15 protein-coding genes are annotated in these 19,297 nt (G+C 62.5%); 12 read left to right on the top strand and 3 right to left on the bottom strand.

Annotated features, from left to right (window positions below; genetic code table 11):
- The first annotated feature begins 23 nt into the window (after nucleotides 1-23).
- The 4 genes from dgcB (at nucleotide 24) to CH92_RS03585 (ending at nucleotide 4,418) form a co-directional block, all read left to right on the top strand.
- On the top strand, nucleotides 24-2,018 hold the full coding sequence (dgcB, locus tag CH92_RS03600) for a dimethylglycine demethylation protein DgcB (protein ID WP_025240407.1): 1,995 nt from the start codon (nucleotides 24-26) through the stop codon (nucleotides 2,016-2,018).
- A complete protein-coding gene (locus CH92_RS03595; RefSeq protein ID WP_025240406.1) occupies nucleotides 2,018-3,241 on the top strand; it encodes an electron transfer flavoprotein subunit alpha/FixB family protein in 1,224 nt (407 codons plus the stop codon). The genes dgcB and CH92_RS03595 overlap by 1 nt, the downstream gene beginning before the upstream one ends.
- Nucleotides 3,242-3,354: 113 nt before the next feature.
- Nucleotides 3,355-4,128, top strand: coding sequence for an electron transfer flavoprotein subunit beta (locus tag CH92_RS03590; protein WP_025240405.1), 774 nt, complete (start codon nucleotides 3,355-3,357; stop codon nucleotides 4,126-4,128).
- 44 nt (nucleotides 4,129-4,172) lie between these two features.
- Nucleotides 4,173-4,418, top strand: coding sequence for a hypothetical protein (locus CH92_RS03585; RefSeq protein WP_025240404.1), 246 nt, complete (start codon nucleotides 4,173-4,175; stop codon nucleotides 4,416-4,418).
- 176 nt (nucleotides 4,419-4,594) lie between these two features.
- On the opposite strand, the gene CH92_RS03580 is transcribed toward CH92_RS03585, so the two are convergent.
- The gene (locus CH92_RS03580) at nucleotides 4,595-5,692 is read right to left on the bottom strand and encodes a GlxA family transcriptional regulator (protein WP_025240403.1); all 1,098 of its coding nucleotides are present in this window, start codon (nucleotides 5,690-5,692) and stop codon (nucleotides 4,595-4,597) included.
- A 413-nt stretch (nucleotides 5,693-6,105) separates the two neighbouring features.
- Nucleotides 6,106-7,482, bottom strand: a complete 1,377-nt coding sequence (locus CH92_RS03575; protein WP_025240402.1) for an L-serine ammonia-lyase — start codon at nucleotides 7,480-7,482, stop codon at nucleotides 6,106-6,108.
- Between the two features lie 992 nt (nucleotides 7,483-8,474).
- On the opposite strand from CH92_RS03575, the gene CH92_RS03565 reads away from it, so the two are divergent.
- The 8 genes from CH92_RS03565 (at nucleotide 8,475) to betA (ending at nucleotide 18,230) form a co-directional block, all read left to right on the top strand.
- A complete protein-coding gene (locus CH92_RS03565; RefSeq protein ID WP_025240400.1) occupies nucleotides 8,475-9,671 on the top strand; it encodes a quaternary amine ABC transporter ATP-binding protein in 1,197 nt (398 codons plus the stop codon).
- 2 nt (nucleotides 9,672-9,673) lie between these two features.
- Nucleotides 9,674-10,561: an ABC transporter permease gene (locus CH92_RS03560; protein WP_025240399.1), complete on the top strand. Its 888-nt coding sequence runs from the start codon at nucleotides 9,674-9,676 to the stop codon at nucleotides 10,559-10,561.
- Between the two features lie 32 nt (nucleotides 10,562-10,593).
- The gene (locus CH92_RS03555; RefSeq protein WP_025240398.1) at nucleotides 10,594-11,538 is read left to right on the top strand and encodes a choline ABC transporter substrate-binding protein; all 945 of its coding nucleotides are present in this window, start codon (nucleotides 10,594-10,596) and stop codon (nucleotides 11,536-11,538) included.
- A gap of 263 nt (nucleotides 11,539-11,801) precedes the next feature.
- Nucleotides 11,802-12,656 carry a glycine betaine ABC transporter substrate-binding protein gene (locus tag CH92_RS03550; RefSeq protein WP_025240397.1) on the top strand — a complete coding sequence of 285 codons (855 nt, stop codon included), beginning with the start codon at nucleotides 11,802-11,804 and terminating at the stop codon, nucleotides 12,654-12,656.
- Between the two features lie 75 nt (nucleotides 12,657-12,731).
- Nucleotides 12,732-14,042 carry an OprD family porin gene (locus CH92_RS03545; RefSeq protein WP_025240396.1) on the top strand — a complete coding sequence of 437 codons (1,311 nt, stop codon included), beginning with the start codon at nucleotides 12,732-12,734 and terminating at the stop codon, nucleotides 14,040-14,042.
- Nucleotides 14,043-14,321: 279 nt separating this feature from the next.
- Nucleotides 14,322-14,915: a transcriptional regulator BetI gene (gene betI, locus CH92_RS03540; RefSeq protein WP_025240395.1), complete on the top strand. Its 594-nt coding sequence runs from the start codon at nucleotides 14,322-14,324 to the stop codon at nucleotides 14,913-14,915.
- Nucleotides 14,916-14,948: 33 nt separating this feature from the next.
- On the top strand, nucleotides 14,949-16,421 hold the full coding sequence (gene betB / locus CH92_RS03535; protein ID WP_025240394.1) for a betaine-aldehyde dehydrogenase: 1,473 nt from the start codon (nucleotides 14,949-14,951) through the stop codon (nucleotides 16,419-16,421).
- Between the two features lie 93 nt (nucleotides 16,422-16,514).
- Nucleotides 16,515-18,230: a choline dehydrogenase gene (betA, locus tag CH92_RS03530; RefSeq protein ID WP_025240393.1), complete on the top strand. Its 1,716-nt coding sequence runs from the start codon at nucleotides 16,515-16,517 to the stop codon at nucleotides 18,228-18,230.
- Between the two features lie 123 nt (nucleotides 18,231-18,353).
- Here betA and choX read toward each other — a convergent pair whose 3' ends face one another.
- Nucleotides 18,354-19,289, bottom strand: coding sequence for a choline ABC transporter substrate-binding protein (choX, locus tag CH92_RS03525; RefSeq protein WP_200869638.1), 936 nt, complete (start codon nucleotides 19,287-19,289; stop codon nucleotides 18,354-18,356).
- Nucleotides 19,290-19,297 lie beyond the last annotated feature (8 nt).

The following is a 19,297-nucleotide window of genomic DNA, read 5'->3' as shown; positions in this document are numbered from 1 at the left end:
AGCTCCCCACAGGGTGAGCTGCAATGCTGAATACTATTCTTCCCATCCTGCTGTTCGCCGCCCTCGGGCTTGCCGTACTCGGCGCAGGCAGGCGCTTCGCCATGTGGCGCCGCGGTCGCCCTTCGAAGGTCGATTGGCTCAGTGGTCTCATGGCCATGCCGCGGCGCTACCTGGTGGATCTGCACCACGTGGTCGAGCGTGACAAATACATGTCCAAGACCCACGTCGCCACGGCTGGCGGCTTTGTCCTGGCGGCGTTGCTGGCCATCGTCGTGCACGGCTTCGGCCTGCAGAGCCGGATTCTCGGCTTCGCCCTGCTGGCTGCCTGCGTACTGATGTTCGTCGGTGCGCTGTTCGTCGCCAAACGCCGCCGCAACCCGCCGGCACGGCTGTCGAAAGGCCCATGGATGCGCCTTCCGAAGAGCTTGCTGATGTTCTCGTTCAGCTTCTTCATCGCCACCCTGCCGGTGGCCGGCATCCTGCCGGCAGATTTTGGCGGCTGGATCCTCGCCGCCGTCCTGGCGCTCGGTGTGGCCTGGGGCGTGTCCGAGATGTTCTTCGGCATGACCTGGGGCGGGCCGATGAAGCATGCCTTCGCCGGCGCCCTGCACCTGGCCTGGCACCGTCGCCCTGAGCGTTTCCGCACTCCGCACAATGCCAGTGCGGCCCGCTCCAGCGGCCTGAAGGCACTGGATCTGACCGACCCGAACGCACCGCTGGGCGTGGAAAAACCCAAGGATTTCACCTGGAACCAGCTGCTCGGCTTCGATGCCTGCGTGCAGTGCGGGCGATGCGAAGCGGCTTGCCCAGCCTTCGCCGCCGGCCAGCCGCTGAACCCGAAGAAGCTGATCCAGGACATGGTCGTCGGCCTTGCCGGCGGCAGTGACAAGGGCTATTTCGGCAGTCCCTACCCGGGCATTCCGGTGGGCGAGCACGGCGGCAATCCACACCAGCCCATCGTGTTCGCCGCGGGCAAGGGCCTGGTCGAAGCGGAAACGCTGTGGTCCTGCACCACCTGCCGCGCCTGCGTCGAGGAGTGCCCGATGATGATCGAGCACGTAGATGCCATCGTCGACATGCGCCGCCACCTCACGCTGGAAAAGGGTGCCACGCCGAACAAGGGCGCCGAGGTGCTGGACAACCTCATCGCCACCGATAATCCGGGCGGCTTCGCCCCCGGTGGTCGTCTCAACTGGGCCGCCGACCTGAACCTGCCGCTGATGAGCGAGAAGCAACAGGCCGACGTGCTGTTCTGGGTCGGCGACGGCGCCTTCGACATGCGCAACCAGCGCACCCTGCGCGCCTTCGTCAAGGTACTCAAAGCGGCGGACGTCGACTTCGCCGTGCTCGGCCTGGAAGAGCGCGACAGCGGTGACGTGGCACGCCGCCTCGGTGACGAGGCGACCTTCCAGACCCTGGCCAAACGCAACATCGAGACCCTGGCCAAGTACCGCTTCAACAAGATCGTCAGCTGCGATCCGCACAGCTTCCACGTACTGAAGAACGAGTACGGGGCACTGGGCGGCGAGTACCTAGTGCTGCACCACAGCACCTACATGGAAGAGCTGATCAGCGGACAGAAACTCAGCCTGGGCCAGCACCCCTTGTCTCAACAGAATGGCGGCAGCGTGACCTATCACGACCCCTGCTATCTGGGCCGCTACAACGGTGAGTACGAAGCCCCGCGCAGCGTACTCAAGGCCATCGGCATCGAAGTCAAGGAAATGGAACGCTCGGGCTTCCGCTCACGCTGCTGCGGCGGTGGCGGCGGTGCGCCGATCACAGACATTCCCGGCAAGCAGCGGATTCCCGACATGCGCATGGCCGACATCAAGGAAACCGGCGCCGAACTGGTGGCCGTCGGCTGCCCACAGTGCACCGCGATGCTTGAAGGCGTGGTCGAGCCGCGGCCGCAGATCAAGGACATCGCCGAGCTGGTGGCGGATGCACTGCTAGAAGCACCCGCCCCGGCAAAAAAGCCCGCAGTGGCCAAGCCTGAAGTTCTGGAGGTGCACTGATGAGCGACATCATCCGCCGCGACCCACGCGCCGAGTGGATCGCCCGTAACCGCCTGCATCCGCTCCATGCGGCCATGCAGACGGCCGAAACCAGCTGGATGGGCCCGCACGGTGTCATTCGCAAGAACGTCCACGCGGTCGGCTTCATCGGTCCCAACGGGATCAAGCGCATCGACCGCAGCGGTGCCCAGCAAGGTGGCAGCGCCAAACGCAATGCCGTAAGCGCCGTGGTTCAGCTGCCGCTGCATGTGGTCGAACAGCCGGACTTCTATATCGCTGTGGTGCCGGACATGGTCGGCGGTCGCCTGAGCAGCCACGACAAGGACTTGCTCGGCCTGGCCAACAAGCTGGCCGGTGAAACAGGCGCAGTGGTTGCCGTGGTCTTCGGCGACTACAAGGAGATCGCCTTTGACACCACTGGCGTCGACCGCCTGTTGCACATCGAGGGCGAGGCGTTCGACGGCTACGCGCCGGAAGCACGGGTGTTGGCCCTCAGCGCGGTGGAAAGCCAGCTGGCGCCACGCCACTGGCTGCTACCGGACAGCCGCACCGGCGGTGGCGAGCTCGGTCGGCGCCTTGGTGCCAAGCTCGGCGAGCGCCCCGCCACCCGCGTCTGGCAGGTCGCCGACGGACAGTGCATCGGCCGCGCCGGCGCCGGCCAGCAGGATTTGGTACGCAAGGCGCCGCGCCTGATCTTGGCCGCCGTCGAGTGTGCCGATCCGGTCAGCGAAACCCGCCACGAAGTGCGCGCGCTGCCGCTCGAAGACAAGATCACCCGTTGCCTGCCGCGCATCGAAGACCTCGGCGCGGTGGCGGTCGACCCGGCCCTGATCCCCATGGCCGAGGCCGAGTTCATTCTCTCCGGGGGCAATGGGGTCAAGGACTGGGCCCAGTTCCACCAAGCCGCCGAGGCACTCGGCGCCACCGAGGGCGCTTCGCGGGTGGCGGTCGACGACGGTTTCATGCCGCGCGACCGTCAGGTCGGCGCCACCGGCACCTGGGTCACCGCGCGGGTCTACCTGGCCATCGGGATTTCCGGTGCCATCCAGCACCTGCAGGGCATCGGTGCCTGCGACAAGGTCGTGGCCGTGAACAGGGATCCTGGCTGCGACATGATCAAACGCGCCGACCTATCGGTGATCGGCAATTCCACCGAGATCCTCGCTGCGCTGATCGAGCTGGTCACGCAGTACCGCCAAGGAGGCGCTCGCGATGCGGCATAAACAGCGGGCTCACGAAAGAACCGTAGGGTGGATGACGCTTCTCCCATCCACCGGGAAAGACCGCACATTGATGGTGGAAGAAAAAGGCGTCTTCTACCCTACGGAGTCGCGCCATGACTGACCTGAACATCATCACCCTGGTCTCGGTCGGCGCCCATCCGACTTCTGGCCGTGCCCGTCGCGCCGAGCAGGACGCCCGCGCCGTCGAGCTCGGCCTGCGCCTGGCCGGCGACCGGCTGCAGGTGCTGCACGCCGGAGATCCGCAAGAGCAGGCCCTGCGCGCCTACCTGGGCATGGGGCTGAGCGGAATGACCGTGCTCGAACAACCCAGCCACTGCGATGCGCTGCCGCTGTTGAACAACTACCTGCAGGATGCTGGCGCCCACTTGGTGCTGACCGGCAGCCAGGCGGAAACCGGCGAAGGTTCAGGGCTCTTGCCCTATCTGCTGGCCGAACGTCTGGGCTGGCCCCTGGTGGTCGGTCTGGCGGAGGTGGAGAAAGTCGACAACGGCGTGGCGCAGGTGCTGCAGTCCTTGCCGCGCGGCCAGCGGCGCCGACTAAAGGTGCGATTGCCATTTGTCGCCAGCGTCGACAACGCTGCGCCGACGGCGCGCCAGTACGCCTTCGGTCCGGCCCGCCGTGGCGAGCTGCGGGCTGAGGACGTCGTGGTAATCGAAGACAGCCTGCTGTCCGAGGCGCAGCTGCAACCGGCGCGACCGCGGCCCAAACGGCTCAAGGTGATCAAGGCCAAGACCGGCGCCGAACGGATGAAGGCGGCCACCGCCAAGGCCTCCGGTGGCGGCGGCCAGCTACTCCAGGACGTGTCGCCGCAAGCCGGCGCCGAGGCTATTTTCAAATTATTACTGGACGAAGGTGTGCTGCGCTAAGCGCAGCGCCGCCTCGCCATATTGAAATCAAAGGAGCGAACACGATGATGTATGCCGATCTGATCGACCAGGACGATTTTCGCGATCGCCTCGTGGCACTGGGCTTTGAAATTCCCAGCGGCGCCACCGCTGAACAAGCCTGCGAACGCGCCGTTATCGGCCTGTCCAAAGAGCGCGCGCAGGCGCTACGCCGATTGGTCGAGGACCTGCTCGGCGGCTCCGCGACCTTGCTGCCTGCGGTGCGTGAGGCCATCAGCCGGAATCTGCTTCCAGCTTTGGTGCGCACGTAGAAGAAAACAGAGGCTGCTTCCGCAAAGGACCTTTCATGGCCATCCAACATACTGACGTTGGATGGCAATGTCCCAGCTACGCTGGTCACGTCCGCAAATTTAAGCAAAGCGATACGCGACTGCTGGCGAAAGAGCGGGTGACGCCGCACCCACCCTTTTAAAAGGTGGGAGTTACGTCAGATGCGCACGCTGGCGAAGGTCGACTCGCCCTGGGCGCGTTGCAACGCAGCCATGGTGGCGGGATTTCTGTTGCCATCATCGGGGCGAGGTATCAGCGCGACCACCTGCGCCGATTGCTGGCCCGAGCGCTCGTCACGCGGCGGAATACCGAAGAACTCTCGGTAGCACTTGGAAAAATGCGGGGTCGAGACGAAGCCGCAAACCGAGGCCACCTCGATGATCGACATGGGCGTCTGCTTGAGCAGCTGGCGGGCACGTATCAGCCGCAACTTGAGGTAATAGCGCGACGGCGAGCAATGCAGGTATTTCTGGAACAGCCGCTCGAGCTGGCGCCGGGACACGTTGACGTAGCAGGCCAGTTCGTCCAGGTCGATCAGCTCCTCCAGGTTGGCTTCCATCAGAGCCACGATCTCCAGCAGTTTCGGCTGGTTAGTGCCCAGCATGTGCTTGAGCGGCACGCGCTGGAGGTCCTGTTCGCTGCGAATACGCTCGTACATGAACATATCGGAGATTGCCGCAGCCAGTTCACGCCCATGCTGGGCGCCGATCAGTTGCAGCATCAGATCCATCGGTGCGGTACCGCCTGAAGCGGTATGCCGATTGCGATCGATGGAAAACAGCCTGGGCGTGACCGTCGTGCGCGGAAAGGCTTCCTGCATCGAGGCCAGGCATTCCCAATGCACGCTGCAATCGTAGCCATCGAGCAATCCGGCTTTGGCCAGCGCCCAACTACCGGTGCACACCGCACCGAGCTGACGTCCGTGGCGGGCTTGAGCCTGCAACCAGTGCAGATGCTCGCGATTCACGCTGTGCTGGATATCCACCCCGCCGCAGACGATCACCGAATCGAGGCTGGGCGCCGTCGCGAAGCCCGCATCCGGACTGATCTGCAAGCCGTCACTGGCGGTCACCGGCTGTCCGGCTTGGGTAACGGTGAACCAGCGATAGAGCTCTTTGCCGGACAGCTGGTTGGCCATTCGCAATGGTTCCACGGCCGAGGCCAGGGAGATCAGTGTGAAGTTGTCCAGCAGCAAGAAGCCGATGGTCTGTGGGAGCCGGTTTGGGGGCTGCGACCCGGAATTGATCTGTGACAAAGGCGGACCCTCACGCTAGGCGTTTGAACCTTCGACGAGGTTCTTCTTTTTGTGTTCCGACTCGTAACGATGTCGGATCTTGCATATCTCAAGGCAAACCGCATGCCTATATTGATTGAGCGTTCAATAAAAAAGTCGATCCTGCCGAAACGCCCACGGCACATGGCTCGCCAGAAGCAAAGGAGGCGACATGAAGTCGCCTGGCAGCCTTGCTTTCCGCGGGTTTGAGCACTTTCGTAGCAGTGCCTGGGACGGTTGGTGCTCCTATCTGGAATTTCGAATCGGCGGTAACAGAAGACGGTAACGAGGAGCGGTGCCAGAGCAGACGAACCGGACCACGACACCTGACCCTGGCCCGCCAGCTCAACGCACCGCCAGCAAGCATCGGAGCGGTGCCGATGCACACATTCGGGTCAGCATTCGATGGCGTTGACCGCCAGGCCGCCACGGGAGGTTTCCTTGTATTTGTCATGCATGTCAGCGCCCGTATCGCGCATCGTGCGGATGACCCGATCAAGGGAAATGAAATGCTCGCCGTCGCCACGCAGCGCCATCTGCGCGGCATTGATCGCCTTCATCGCGGCGATGGCGTTGCGCTCGATGCATGGCACCTGCACCAGACCGCCGACCGGATCGCAGGTCAGCCCCAGATTGTGCTCCAGGCCGATCTCGGCGGCATTTTCAAGCTGCTCGGGCGTGGCGCCCAGGAGCTCTGCCAGGCCAGCCGCCGCCATGGCGCAAGCGGAACCGACCTCACCTTGGCACCCCACCTCGGCGCCGGAAATCGACGCATTTTTCTTGCACAGAATGCCAATCGCCGCGGCGGCGAGGAGGTAATCGACCACGTCGTCGTCGCTGGCTTGCGGGTGGAACTTCATGTAGTAGTGCAGCACCGCCGGGATGATCCCAGCCGCTCCGTTGGTCGGCGCCGTCACCATCCGCCCGCCCGCCGCGTTCTCCTCGTTCACCGCCAGCGCGAACAGGTTCACCCACTCCATCGCGCTCATGGTCGAGCCGATAACGTTCGGCTTAGTTAGCTCCAGCAGGTTGCGGTGCAACCTGGCGGCGCGCCGGCGCACATTCAAGCCGCCAGGCAGCACGCCTTCGTGGCGTAGTCCGTTGGTTACGCACAGCTGCATCGCTTCCCACAGGCGCAGCAGACCGCCGCGAACTTCTGCCTCGCTGCGCCAGGCCATTTCGTTGGCCATCATCAATTGGCTGACGCGCAGTCCGTGGCGCTTGCACAGCTGCAGGAGTTCGACGGCGCTGGAAAAGTCATAGGGCAGCGCGGTGTGGTCTTGATCCAGCTGCCCGGCAGCCGCCTGCTCGGCATTGACCACGAAACCGCCACCAACGGAATAGTAAGTGTCCTGATACAGCTCGCCAGAGTGCCCTTGCGCAATGAAGGTCATGGCATTGGGGTGGTAAGGCAGGCTTTCCTCAAGGAGCAACAGATCTTCAGTCCAGTCGAATGCAACCGGCCAGTGCCCATCGAGCTGCAGCTGCCCACAGGATCGAAGCGCAGCGATACGAGGCGCGATCTGTTCCGGATCGATAAGGTCCGGCCGCTCGCCCATCAGGCCCATCAGCACGGCGTTATCGGTGCCATGTCCGACCCCGGTGGCCGACAGCGAGCCGTACAGCCGTACTTCGACACGGCCTACCCGCTCCAGCAGTTTGCGTTCGCGCAGGGCGCCGACAAACAACGCCCCAGCGAGCATGGGGCCAACGGTATGCGAGCTGGACGGCCCAATGCCGATTTTAAAAAGATCGAATACGCTGATCGCCACACTGAACGCTCCACAGGATGCTCCAAGACAAGGCTCATCATCGGGGTTTTGCCGATAGGCAGGCGTCTGACACCGACGCGGCCATGCTCAAATCCGCCACGACTTGCTGGGCCGGTTAGTGGCTACCGCGCGGAAAATCTTCGACGCCATTCCATTACCGGCGGACCCGCGAACCACCCCCGGCACGAGGGCATTAGCACATTCATTTGTCGGGTTCATGAACGAAGTGTGCGGCGCAACGTCGCATGCGCAGACATCGGCTGCAGATCGTCATTCTGCGCGTCAGTCCTGGGCAACATCACGATGCCGTCCCGCGCTGGCAGGTCCCGTTCAATGGAGCAAAACCTCTTGCCGAGGTTGATACGGAAGAAAAGCACATCGGCTCCGTGAGTTTTTTTCATGTTTAAGCTGATGGCGCCAGGCCACGGCATGACCGGTCTCCAAGCAAATCGCGCCTTGCAGGTCGACCCCGCATGAACACCGCAGCGGTGCCATGATGAATTTTTTTCTGTTATGGTTTTTTTAGCGGTGCATGTCGCCGTTCAGTACGTAAGCGTCGTAACCCGACAATTGCCGCCGCCAGAGGGGAATATCGTTAAACCATATTCCTCAGCCTCCAGCCGGACAGCGTCGGCAACTGAGAGCTTTGTGGACATAGCTACAGCCGTCCCAAGCGGGTGTGCGCATAACAATAACGGGTACCGGTTCCGCTCCGTACGGAGCGTACGAATCACGATGAGCTTACTAGCACTGCCAAAGGATGGAAGCGGTTACGACACTACGGTGAATACGCAACGATGCCGAGCCAGCCGATGCCGAGATGAGCACTCATCTCGCCTGCACAGCTGCGGCCCGTCGAGCACCGCGACGCCGCTTCCGTCCAAGAACATGTCAACCCAAAAGCCATAGCAGTTGGCACCAGCCGACAGCGTCGCAAGGCGCTTTCGGCCTCCGTTTAGCTGATCTGGATGTCTACTGAGGGGAACCATCCCATGCAGTCTGGAAAAATCGTCGTCGAGAACCTGTACAAGGTATTCGGCTCACAGGAACAGGAAGCCATCGCCTTGCTCAAGCAAGGCTGGAGCAAGGACAAGATCCTTGCCGAACGCGGTGCGGTCATCGGCGTGAGCGATGTTTCGTTCAGTGTCGAGGAAGGCGAGATCTTCGTCCTGATGGGCCTGTCCGGCTCCGGCAAATCCACGCTGATACGCCTGATCAATCGCTTGATCGAGCCCAGCGCCGGAGACGTCTTCATCGATGGGCAGAACGTCGCGAAACTGCCCCACGCCCAACTCATCGATTTGCGCCGCCGCGACATGAGCATGGTCTTTCAGTCCTTTGCGCTGATGCCTTCGCGCTCGGTTCTGGACAACGCGGCCTTCGGCCTGGAGGTCGCTGGTGTTGGGCGCAAAGAGCGCGAGGAGCGCGCCATGGCGGTGCTCACGCAGGTCGGCCTCGACACCTTTGCGCAAAAGTATCCGCACGAATTGTCCGGCGGCATGCAACAGCGGGTCGGCCTCGCCCGAGCACTGGCGGTAAACCCCTCGATGATCATCATGGACGAAGCCTTTTCCGCCCTCGACCCGCTCAAGCGGCGGGAAATGCAGGACGTATTGCTGGAGCTGCAAAAGACCCATCGACGCACCATCATCTTCGTCTCCCATGACATCGAGGAGGCCATGCGCATCGGCAACCGCATCGGCATCATGGAAGGCGGCAAGCTGATTCAGGTCGGCACGCCGCAGGAGCTGATCGACAACCCCGCCAACAGCTACGTGCGCAATTTCTTCGACACCGTCAACACCAGTCGCTACCTCACCGCCGGCCAGCTCAAGTCCGATAGCGTTCCGCTCTACGTGCACAACGGCAAGGCGCCGGACGCCCAGCAGGTCTGCCAGGAACTGCAGGCGATGGACAAGCACTACGCCTTCGTAGTCGACGAAGACAACAAGTTCCGTGGCTCGATCAGCCTGGAACGGATCGCCCTGCTGGTCGAAAACGGCCAGACCTGCAGCCTCGATGCGCAGGTGTTGAAACAGATTGACCCTTTGACCGAGGACCAGCCGCTCGACCAAGTGATCGAACGCCTGGTGGATAACGAAGGACCCATGCCAGTGGTGGACAGCCAAGGGTTCTACGCGGGCGCCATCAGTAAAGGCCGCCTTCTGACTCGCCTGCAGGAGGATTGATCATGGATAAAGAACTCGATCTGGGAAGCTGGGTGAACGACGTCGTCCAGCATCTGCTGGAAAACTACAGCGGCGCCTTCGACAGCCTCGGCGGCGTGGTCAGTGGGTTTTCCGAGGGTATCGAAGCGCTGCTGATGTTGCCGCCGGCCTGGCTGCTCATTGCCATCTTCGTCGGCCTTGGCCTATGGCGCATTGGTGTCCGGTTCGCCGTCTTCACCGCCGTTGCCTTCATTCTCATCGTGCTCACCGGCTTCTGGGAGCAAACCGTGGTGACCCTCGGCCTGACCTTCTCCGCCACGTTGATCAGCCTGGTGCTGGGTGTTCCGTTGGGCATCTGGTCGGCACGCAGTGAACGAGTCGCCACCATCACCCGGCCGATCCTGGACTTCATGCAGACCATGCCGGCATTCGTCTATCTGATTCCGGCAGCGATGCTGTTCGGCCTCGGCCGCGTGCCCGGCATCATCGCCACGGTGATATTCGCCATGCCGCCGGCAGTTCGCTTGACCAACCTCGGCATCCGTCAGGTCAACAAGGAAATCGTCGAAGCCGGACAGTCCTTCGGCTGCAACGGTCGGCAGCTGCTGTTCAAGGTGCAATTGCCCAACGCCATGCCCTCGATCATGGCCGGGGTCAACCAGACCATCATGATGGCGCTGTCGATGGTGATCATCGCCTCGATGGTCGGTGCCGGCGGCCTGGGCAACGACGTATTGGCCAGTATTCAGCGACTGGACATCGGCCTCGGCTTCGAAAGCGGCATGGCCGTGGTACTGCTGGCAATCATCCTCGATCGCATCACCGAGAGCTTCGGCACCGCCAAGCGGGCCACGCAGAAAGCCACCTGGTACACCTGGGTAGCTACCAAGCTCAGGCCGCAGGGCCAGTAATCGTTACGAACCCGCAGACATAGGAAATCAGGATGACTAGATTCAAGACGATAACGGGTATCGGCCTGCTCTCCTGCGCCCTTTTGCAGAGTGCGTGGGCGAAAGAGCCCGCGAGCTGCGAGAAGGTGCGCTTCGCTGAAATTGGCTGGGCAGACATCGCCGCCACCACTGGTGTGGCGATGGTGCTGACCGAAGGCCTGGGCTACGACCCGAGCAAGGTGATGGCCTCGGTGCCGATCGCTTTCACTGGCGTAAAAAACAAGCAGATCGACGCTTTTCTCGGTTACTGGTCGCCGTCGATGGACGCGGTCATCGAACCCTTCTCCAAGGACGGCGGCGTCAAGGTGCTCGAGTCGCCCAATCTGGAAGGTGCCAAGTACACCCTGGCGGTACCGACCTACGCGGCTGACGCTGGGCTTAAAAGCTTCCAGGACATTGCCAAGTTCAAGGAACAGTTGGGCGGCCGAATCTACGCGATCGAACCGGGCAACGACGGCAACCTGCTGATCGAGAAGATGATCAAGAGCGACCAGTTCGGCCTCGGCGACTTCCGCATGATCGAGTCCAGCGAAGCCGGCATGCTGGTCCAGGTACAACGTGCGATTCGCAAGAAAGAGCCCGTGGTCTTCCTCGGCTGGGCGCCCCACCCGATGAACACCCAGTACGACCTGACCTACCTGGCGGGCGGTGACGAGGTGTTCGGCCCGGATTTCGGTGCGGCCAAGGTGTTCACCGTCGTGCCGCCGGATTATATGGAGCGTTGCGCGAACGTAGGGAAGCTGCTGCAGAACCTGCAGTTCACCGTCCCCATCGAGAGCGAGCTGATGGAAATGGCGCTCGAAAGGGACGATCCGCAGACCGTGGCGAAGAACTGGATCAAGGCCAACCCGGACGCGCTCGATCAGTGGCTGGCCGGCGTAACCACTTATGACGGCCAGGATGCGGTCGCGGCGGTGAAGCAATTCGTCGGTCTCTGACTGGCTGAACGCTATCGCGCAGAACAGGGCCAGGCCAGAGTAGCCAGCAGGCCCGTCTCGGCCCACACGCCGCGACGCGCCTGCCCTGCAACCACAACACAACCGATCACGTTTCATTCCGCCGGTGCGCAAGCAGAACCAGCGCGCCGAACCGTGCACGGGAGCTCGCTTAACCGCTGAGATCCCTGCAACAAACCGCAGTCCTCGCAGAACGGGACCACGGTCGGCATCACTGCCATATTCCTGACATGGAGCTAAAACGCATGAGTCTATTCAAGCACCTTCTTTGTGGTCTCGGCGCCGCCAGCATGGCGCTCGGCATGGCCACCAGCATGGCGGCGGACAAGCCCGAACTGAAAATCGGCTACGTCAACGGCTGGGACGACAGCGTCGCCACCTCCCACCTGGCCGCTGAAGTTCTTCAGAGCAAACTGAACTACCCGGTGAAGCTGCAACCGGTCGAGCCGGCCATCATGTGGCAGGGCGTCGCGCGTGGAGACCTCGATTTGACCCTTACCGCCTGGCTGCCCGCCACGCATGGTGAGTACTTCGAAAAGATGAAGGACAAGGTCGTAGTGCTTGGCACCAATTATCAGGGCGCCAAGATCGGTCTGGTCGTGCCTGAATATGTCGAGGCCAAAAGCATCGAGGACCTCAATCAGTACAGCGATGCGTTCGACGGCAAAATTACCGGTATCGATGCCGGTGCCGGCATCATGCGCCGCACAGAAGACGCCATTAAGCAGTACGAGCTGAACCTCCGACTGATGCCAAGCTCCGGTCCTGCCATGACCACCGCCCTCACCCGCGCCGAAAAATCGAAAGAACCCATCGTCGTCACCGGGTGGATCCCGCACTGGATGTTCGCCAAATGGAAACTGCGCTTCCTGGAAGACCCGAAGAAGGTCTTCGGTGATGAAGAGCACGTCGACACCGTCGCCAATCCTGCGCTTGCGGACAAAGCGCCAGAAGCGGTGGCATTCCTGAAGAAATTCAACTGGGACGCGGAAGAAGTCGGTGAAGTGATGCTGGCGATCCGCGACGGCGCCAAGCCGGACGCTGCCGCTCGCGACTGGGTCAAGAACAACCCGGAACGCGTCGCCGGCTGGCTCGAATAACCCCAACCGCCCTACCAAACCTCATCCCGACCGGCGCCTTCAACGGGCGTCGCTCGAAGCAACGGAGCCGTGTATATGCACGCGATCAAATGGACCACCCTGGCGCTGGCCGTCACCGCTGCTGCCAGTCAGTCGGCCGTGGCCAGCGAACAGTCCGAAGCCACCGGTTTCGTCGATGGCAGTGACCTGACACTGTTGAACAAGAACTACTATTTCGCCCGCGACAACCACGCCTCGGCAGCCAACCCGAGCCGCATCGAAGAGTGGGCCCACGGCATGCTGCTAACGTATGAGTCCGGCTTCACCCAGGGCACAGTCGGCTTTGGCGTCGACCTCCATGCCGGTGGCGCGATCAAGCTCGACAGCGGTCGAGGCACCAGCGGCACTGGCCTGCTGCCAGTGGACAGCGATGGCCGCGCCGCCGACGAGCTCGGGTTCGCCGGCGGCGCAGTCAAACTGCGTATATCCAACACCACCCTGAAGTATGGTGACCTGACCCCGGTCGCCCCGGTCTTCTCCCCGGGCACCGGACGCATCTTTGCCAGCACCGCCAACGGCTTTCAACTGACGTCCAGCGAGCTCGAGCGACTCACCGTTGACGCGGGTTACTTCACTTCGCTCCGTGATCGCAACCGCTCACTCAACCGCGACGGAGATATCTCGTTGGTCTATGCCGGCGGCATCGATGCGGAAACCGTCGGGTACTTGGGCGGCACCTACCAATTGACCGACAGCCTCAGCGCCACTCTCTATGGTTCTAAGTACGACGATGTCTGGACCCAGTACTACGGCAATCTGAACTATGCGTTACCGCTCTCGGAAGACCAGGCGCTGTCGTTCGACTTCAACGTCTACGATACCCGTGACGAAGGCTCCGCCCAGGCTGGCGACATCAACACCACGGCCTGGTCGCTGGCCGCGGGCTATTCGATCGGCGCCCATACCTTCAGCCTCGCCCATCAGCAGGTGAACGGTAACGCGCCGATGGATTACATCAGCATGGACGGCACCAACGCCGGCGACTCCATCTACCTGGCCAACTCTTCGCAGTGGTCGGACTTCAACGCGCCCGGCGAGAAGTCGGTACAGGCCCGCTACGATCTCAACATGGCGACCTACGGCGTGCCGGGGCTGAGCCTGATGGCCCGGTACATAAAGGGCGACATCGATGGCGCGAGCGTCGATCCCGATGGTGCGTACGCGTACTACGCCGGAGACGCCGGCAAAGGCAAGGAGTGGGAGCGCGACCTCGAAGCCAAGTACGTGGTCCAGGACGGCGACCTCAAAGACCTCTCCTTTCGCGTGCGTTACGCCACGGCGCGCGGGTTCGCCGGTGATATCGATGAACTGCGCGTGATCACCGAGTACCCGCTGGACATCCTGTAAGCACCTGCGGACGGGCATTCATACGCCCGCTCCGTATTGGCCGAAGGCCGCCGCGGCAATGCCCGGCGGCCTTCGGTTGGTCCGGCGGTGGAACGGAACACGGGCACAGCAAAGGCTTGCAGGCTGCCCCGGCCCGCCTTCGGGCTCGCACACCTCTTCCGCGCCGCCGGTCGCACGACATTTCCATACCCATTCCCGACAGCGTTCTCTTTATTGATTGATCGTTCAATCAATAAAAATTAGGGTGTACAGCATTCACTACTGTCCCGGAGCTCCTCAATGCCCAAGGTTGGAATGCAACCCATCCGACGCAAGCAGTTGATCCACGCCACCCTCGAGGCCGTGGACCAGGTCGGCATGAGTGACGCCAGCATCGCCATGATCGCGCGCCTGGCGGGTGTCTCGAACGGGATCATCGCGCACTACTTCCAGGACAAGAACGGCCTGCTCGAAGCCACCATGCGGCACCTGATGAAAGCCCTCAACCAGGCCGTTCGTGCACGCCGCGAGGCACTTGGCGATGACAGCCCGCGCGCGCATCTGAAGGCGATCATCGACGGCAACTTCGACGATAGCCAGGTGAACGGCCCCGCGATGAAAACCTGGCTGGCGTTCTGGGCGTTCAGCATGCATCAGCCTGCCCTGCACCGGCTGCAACGGGTCAACGACCACCGCCTGTATTCCAACCTCTGCTGCGAGTTTCGCCGAGCCCTGCCGCAGGAGCAGGCACGGTCGGCGGCGCGAGGGATGGCGGCGCTGATTGACGGCCTTTGGCTGCGCGGCGCGCTGATCGGCGATGATTTCGACATCGAACAGGCGCTGCAGCTGGCCTACGAGTATCTGGATCAGTTACTGGCCAAGCAGCCGAGCTGATCGTCTTTTTTTCAACCGCGCACGAGGATGACCATGCCCCGTTTCGAACAGCAAAAACTCTATATCGATGGCCGCTATGTCGAGGCTACCAGCGGCGACACGTTCGAGACTGTCAACCCGGCGACTGGGGAGGTGCTCGCCGAGCTCCAGCGCGCATCGCAAGGCGATGTCGATAAAGCCGTCGCCAGCGCCACCGCCGGACAAAAGCTCTGGGCTGCGCTGACTGCCATGCAGCGTTCGCGCATCCTGCGCCGCGCGGTGGATATCCTGCGCGAGCGCAACGACGAGCTGGCCGAGTTGGAAACCCTCGATACCGGCAAGCCGCTGGCGGAAACCCGCGCAGTGGACATCGTGACCGGTGCCGATGTGCTCGAGTACTACGCCGGGCTGATCCCCGCCATCGAAGGCGAGCAGATCCCCTTGCGTGACACCAGCTTCGTCTATACCCGCCGCGAGCCGCTGGGTGTGGTGGCGGGTATCGGTGCCTGGAACTACCCGATCCAGATCGCCCTGTGGAAATCCGCGCCGGCATTGGCGGCTGGCAATGCGATGATCTTCAAGCCCAGCGAGATGACGTCCCTGAGCGCCCTGAAGCTGGCCGAGATCTATACCGAAGCAGGCGTACCGGACGGCGTGTTCAACGTACTCACCGGCAGCGGTCGGGAAGTCGGCACCTGGCTCACCGAACACCCAGGCATCGCAAAGATTTCCTTCACCGGCGGCACCAGTACCGGTAAGAAGGTCATGGCCAGCGCGTCCAGCTCGTCGCTCAAGGATGTCACCATGGAGCTGGGCGGCAAGTCGCCGTTGATCATCTTCGAGGACGCGAACCTCAACCGTGCTGCGGACATCGCGGTCATGGCCAATTTCTTCAGCTCGGGCCAGGTCTGCACCAACGGCACCCGCATATTCATCCATCGCTCGCTGCAGGCGCGGTTCGAAGCCAAGGTGCTCGAACGCGTCAAGCGCATCCGTCTGGGCGACCCGCTGGACGAGCAAACCAACTTCGGCCCGTTGGTGGGCTATGCGCACATGGACAGCGTGCTCTCCTACATCGAATCGGGCCGGGCCGAAGGCGCGCGCCTGCTCTGTGGCGGGACGCGGGTGACCGAGGGTGCATACGCCAAAGGCGCCTATGTGGCGCCGACCGTGTTCAGCGACTGCCGTGACGACATGCGCATCGTGCGCGAGGAAATCTTCGGCCCGGTGATGAGCATCCTGGTCTTCGATGACGAAGCGGAAGTCGTCCGCCGTGCCAACGACACCGATTACGGGCTCGCCGCTGGCGTGGTAACCAACGACCTGGCCCGTGCCCACCGCGTGATTCACAGCCTGGAAGCGGGCATTTGCTGGATCAATACCTGGGGCGAATCGCCAGCCGAAATGCCGGTCGGCGGCTACAAGCAGTCCGGTGTGGGCCGCGAGAACGGGCTGATGACCCTGACGCATTACACCCGCACCAAATCGATTCAGGTCGAGCTGGGCGATTTCGCCTCCGTGTTTTAGAACGGCCTCGAGCGTTAAGTCACCGCTGCAAGCCGAAAGCGCCACGTACTTGCAGCTTGAGGCTCAAAGCCCCCATCCGAAGGATGCTGCTTTATGGAATTCGACTACATCATCATCGGCGCGGGCTCGGCCGGTAATGTTTTGGCGACTCGCCTGACCGAGGACGCTGATGTCAGCGTGCTGCTGCTCGAAGCCGGAGGTCCCGACTACCGGATGGACTTCCGCACCCAGATGCCCGCCGCGCTCGCCTTCCCGCTGCAGGGCCGACGCTATAACTGGGCCTACGAGACCGATCCCGAACCGCATATGAATAACCGCCGCATGGAATGCGGTCGCGGCAAGGGCCTGGGTGGTTCCTCGCTGATCAACGGCATGTGCTATATCCGCGGCAACGCCATGGACTATGACGGCTGGGCCAAGGCGCCTGGCCTGGAGGACTGGAGTTACCTAGACTGCCTGCCCTACTTCCGCAAGGCAGAAACCCGCGACATCGGCCCCAACGACTACCATGGCGGCGAGGGCCCGGTGAGCGTGACCACGCCCAAGCCCGGTAACAACCCGTTGTTCCGCGCCATGATCGAGGCCGGTGTGCAGGCCGGATATCCAGAAACCGACGACCTCAACGGTTATCGGCAGGAAGGCTTCGGCCCGATGGATCGCACGGTCACGCCCAAGGGGCGTCGCGCCAGCACCGCGCGCGGCTATCTGGACATGGCCCGCAGCCGACCCAACCTGACCATCGTGACCCATGCACTGACCGATCGCATCCTGTTCAGCGGCAAGCGAGCCATCGGTGCGGCTTACCTGCAGGGTAACAGCGACACGCCGGTGATCGTCCATGCCCGGCGCGAGGTGCTGTTGTGCAGCGGTGCCATTGCTTCGCCGCAAATTCTGCAGCGCTCGGGCGTCGGTCACGGCGCGTTGCTCCGCGACCTCGACATTCCGATCGTGCATGAGCTACCTGGGGTCGGTGCCAATCTGCAGGATCATCTGGAGATGTACCTGCAGTACGCCTGCAAACAACCCGTCTCGCTCTACCCAGCCCTGCAGATACACAATCAGCCGAAGATAGGCGCCGAATGGCTACTTCTCGGTTCAGGCGTCGGTGCCAGCAACCAGTTCGAGGCCGGCGGATTCATTCGCAGCCGCGCCGGGTTCGAGTGGCCGAATATCCAGTACCACTTCCTGCCGGTGGCGATCAATTACAACGGCAGCAACGCGGTGAAGGAACACGGCTTTCAGGCCCATGTCGGCTCCATGCGCTCGCCCAGCCGTGGCCGCGTGAATACCCGCTCGAAGGACCCGCGCCAGCATCCCAGCATCCTGTTCAATTACATGTCCTGCGAGCAGGATTGGCAGGAATTCCGCGATGGAATCAGGATCACTCGGGAAATCATGGCGCAGCCTGCTCTAAACGCTTATCGCGGCCGCGAGCTGAGCCCCGGCGTCAACATCAACAGCGATGCCGAGCTGGATGCGTTTGTCCGCCAGCACGCCGAAACCGCTTTCCATCCGTCCTGCTCCTGCAAAATGGGCGAGGACGACATGGCCGTGGTCGACGGCCAGGGACGGGTGCACGGCCTGGACGGGCTACGGGTGATCGATGCGTCGATCATGCCGCTGATCACCACCGGCAACCTCAACGCACCGACCATCATGATGGCCGAGAAGCTCGCCGATCGGATTCGCGGCCGCGCGCCCCTGCCACGCAGCACGGCACCTTACTACGTCGCAGGGACCGATCCAGTTCGCAAGGCGGCGCAGACACAGCCGGTTGCCGCGCATAAGGCGCCAAGCGTTCAGGTCTAGGGGGTCGATGTAGGGTGGATGACGCTCTTTTCATCCACCGTTGCCTTCGCTCGATGGAGCGCCATCCGGTGGGCCGCCACCCGGTGGATCGGTGAAGCGTGATCCACCCTACGGAGCTAAACCTCAGAGCGAGGCTTTCACGGCTGCCAAGCCGTCTTTACCATCTTGGGTCGTGACGCCTTGCAACCAGCCTTCGAGCACCTCGGGATGGGCCTGCACCCAGGCCTTCACCGCCGCGTCGTTGCTGGCGTTTCTGGCCAACACCTCGTCCATGATGGCGTTCTCCATGTCCTGGGTGAATTTAAGATTGCTCAGCAGCTTGCCGACATTCGGACATTGCGCGGCATAGCCCTTGCGCACCAGCGTATTGACCGTCCCGCTCTCGCCGAAATAGGCCTCGCCACCCTTGAGGTACTTGATATCGTGCTGCACGTTCATCGGGTGCGGCGTCCAGCCGAGAAAGACCACGCCCTTGTCACGCTTCACCGCACGCCCGACCTGCACGAGCATCGCCTGCTCGCTGGACTCAACCAGCCGCCAGTCGCCCAGCCCGAACTCGTCCTGGTCGATCATCTTCTGGATCGACAGATTCGCCGGCGCACCGGCGGCTATCCCATAGATGGTCTTATCGAACTTCTCAGCATTGGCATCGAGGTCTTCGAAACGCTTTACGCCGGCATTCCAGACCGAAGCCGGCACCGCCAGTGTGTATTCGGTGCCGGTCAGGTTGACGCTGTGCTCGTCAATTTCACCGGTCGCCACGAACTTGTCGTAGTTGTCCTGTTGTGCAGGCATCCAGTTGCCGAGAAAAACATCGAGCTGATTCTTGGTCAGCCCGGCGAAGATGATGGGCACGCCCAGCGTCATGACCTGCGGCTTGTAGCCGAGGCCCTCAAGCAGCAGGCTGGCGATGCCGTTGGTGACGGCGATATCGCTCCAGCCCGGATCACCCAGGCGTACCGTGGCGCATTGTTTGTCTTCGACCAGGCCTTCAGCATGGAGGCTCGTGGCGGCTAACAGCACGCTACCAGCAACAACCGCGTTCATTGTTCTTCTCATATCCGTCT

This window comes from Stutzerimonas stutzeri (genome assembly GCF_000590475.1).
GTDB classification, from domain to species: domain Bacteria; phylum Pseudomonadota; class Gammaproteobacteria; order Pseudomonadales; family Pseudomonadaceae; genus Stutzerimonas; species Stutzerimonas stutzeri_D.
The sequence above is the reverse complement of the archived record's forward strand: the minus strand, read 5'-3'. Positions and strand labels throughout refer to the sequence as shown.

What these genes read in the sequence shown, in the direction of transcription:
- choX (WP_200869638.1), bottom strand. Translation starts at nt 19,289, where the DNA reads ATGAGAAGAACAATGAACGCGGTTGTTGCTGGTAGCGTGCTGTTAGCC.
- betB (WP_025240394.1), top strand. Translation starts at nt 14,949, where the DNA reads ATGCCCCGTTTCGAACAGCAAAAACTCTATATCGATGGCCGCTATGTC.
- CH92_RS03550 (WP_025240397.1), top strand. Translation starts at nt 11,802, where the DNA reads ATGAGTCTATTCAAGCACCTTCTTTGTGGTCTCGGCGCCGCCAGCATG.
- CH92_RS03585 (WP_025240404.1), top strand. Translation starts at nt 4,173, where the DNA reads ATGATGTATGCCGATCTGATCGACCAGGACGATTTTCGCGATCGCCTC.
- CH92_RS03565 (WP_025240400.1), top strand. Translation starts at nt 8,475, where the DNA reads ATGCAGTCTGGAAAAATCGTCGTCGAGAACCTGTACAAGGTATTCGGC.
- betA (WP_025240393.1), top strand. Translation starts at nt 16,515, where the DNA reads ATGGAATTCGACTACATCATCATCGGCGCGGGCTCGGCCGGTAATGTT.
- dgcB (WP_025240407.1), top strand. Translation starts at nt 24, where the DNA reads ATGCTGAATACTATTCTTCCCATCCTGCTGTTCGCCGCCCTCGGGCTT.
- CH92_RS03555 (WP_025240398.1), top strand. Translation starts at nt 10,594, where the DNA reads ATGACTAGATTCAAGACGATAACGGGTATCGGCCTGCTCTCCTGCGCC.
- CH92_RS03590 (WP_025240405.1), top strand. Translation starts at nt 3,355, where the DNA reads ATGACTGACCTGAACATCATCACCCTGGTCTCGGTCGGCGCCCATCCG.
- CH92_RS03595 (WP_025240406.1), top strand. Translation starts at nt 2,018, where the DNA reads ATGAGCGACATCATCCGCCGCGACCCACGCGCCGAGTGGATCGCCCGT.
- betI (WP_025240395.1), top strand. Translation starts at nt 14,322, where the DNA reads ATGCCCAAGGTTGGAATGCAACCCATCCGACGCAAGCAGTTGATCCAC.
- CH92_RS03560 (WP_025240399.1), top strand. Translation starts at nt 9,674, where the DNA reads ATGGATAAAGAACTCGATCTGGGAAGCTGGGTGAACGACGTCGTCCAG.
- CH92_RS03545 (WP_025240396.1), top strand. Translation starts at nt 12,732, where the DNA reads ATGCACGCGATCAAATGGACCACCCTGGCGCTGGCCGTCACCGCTGCT.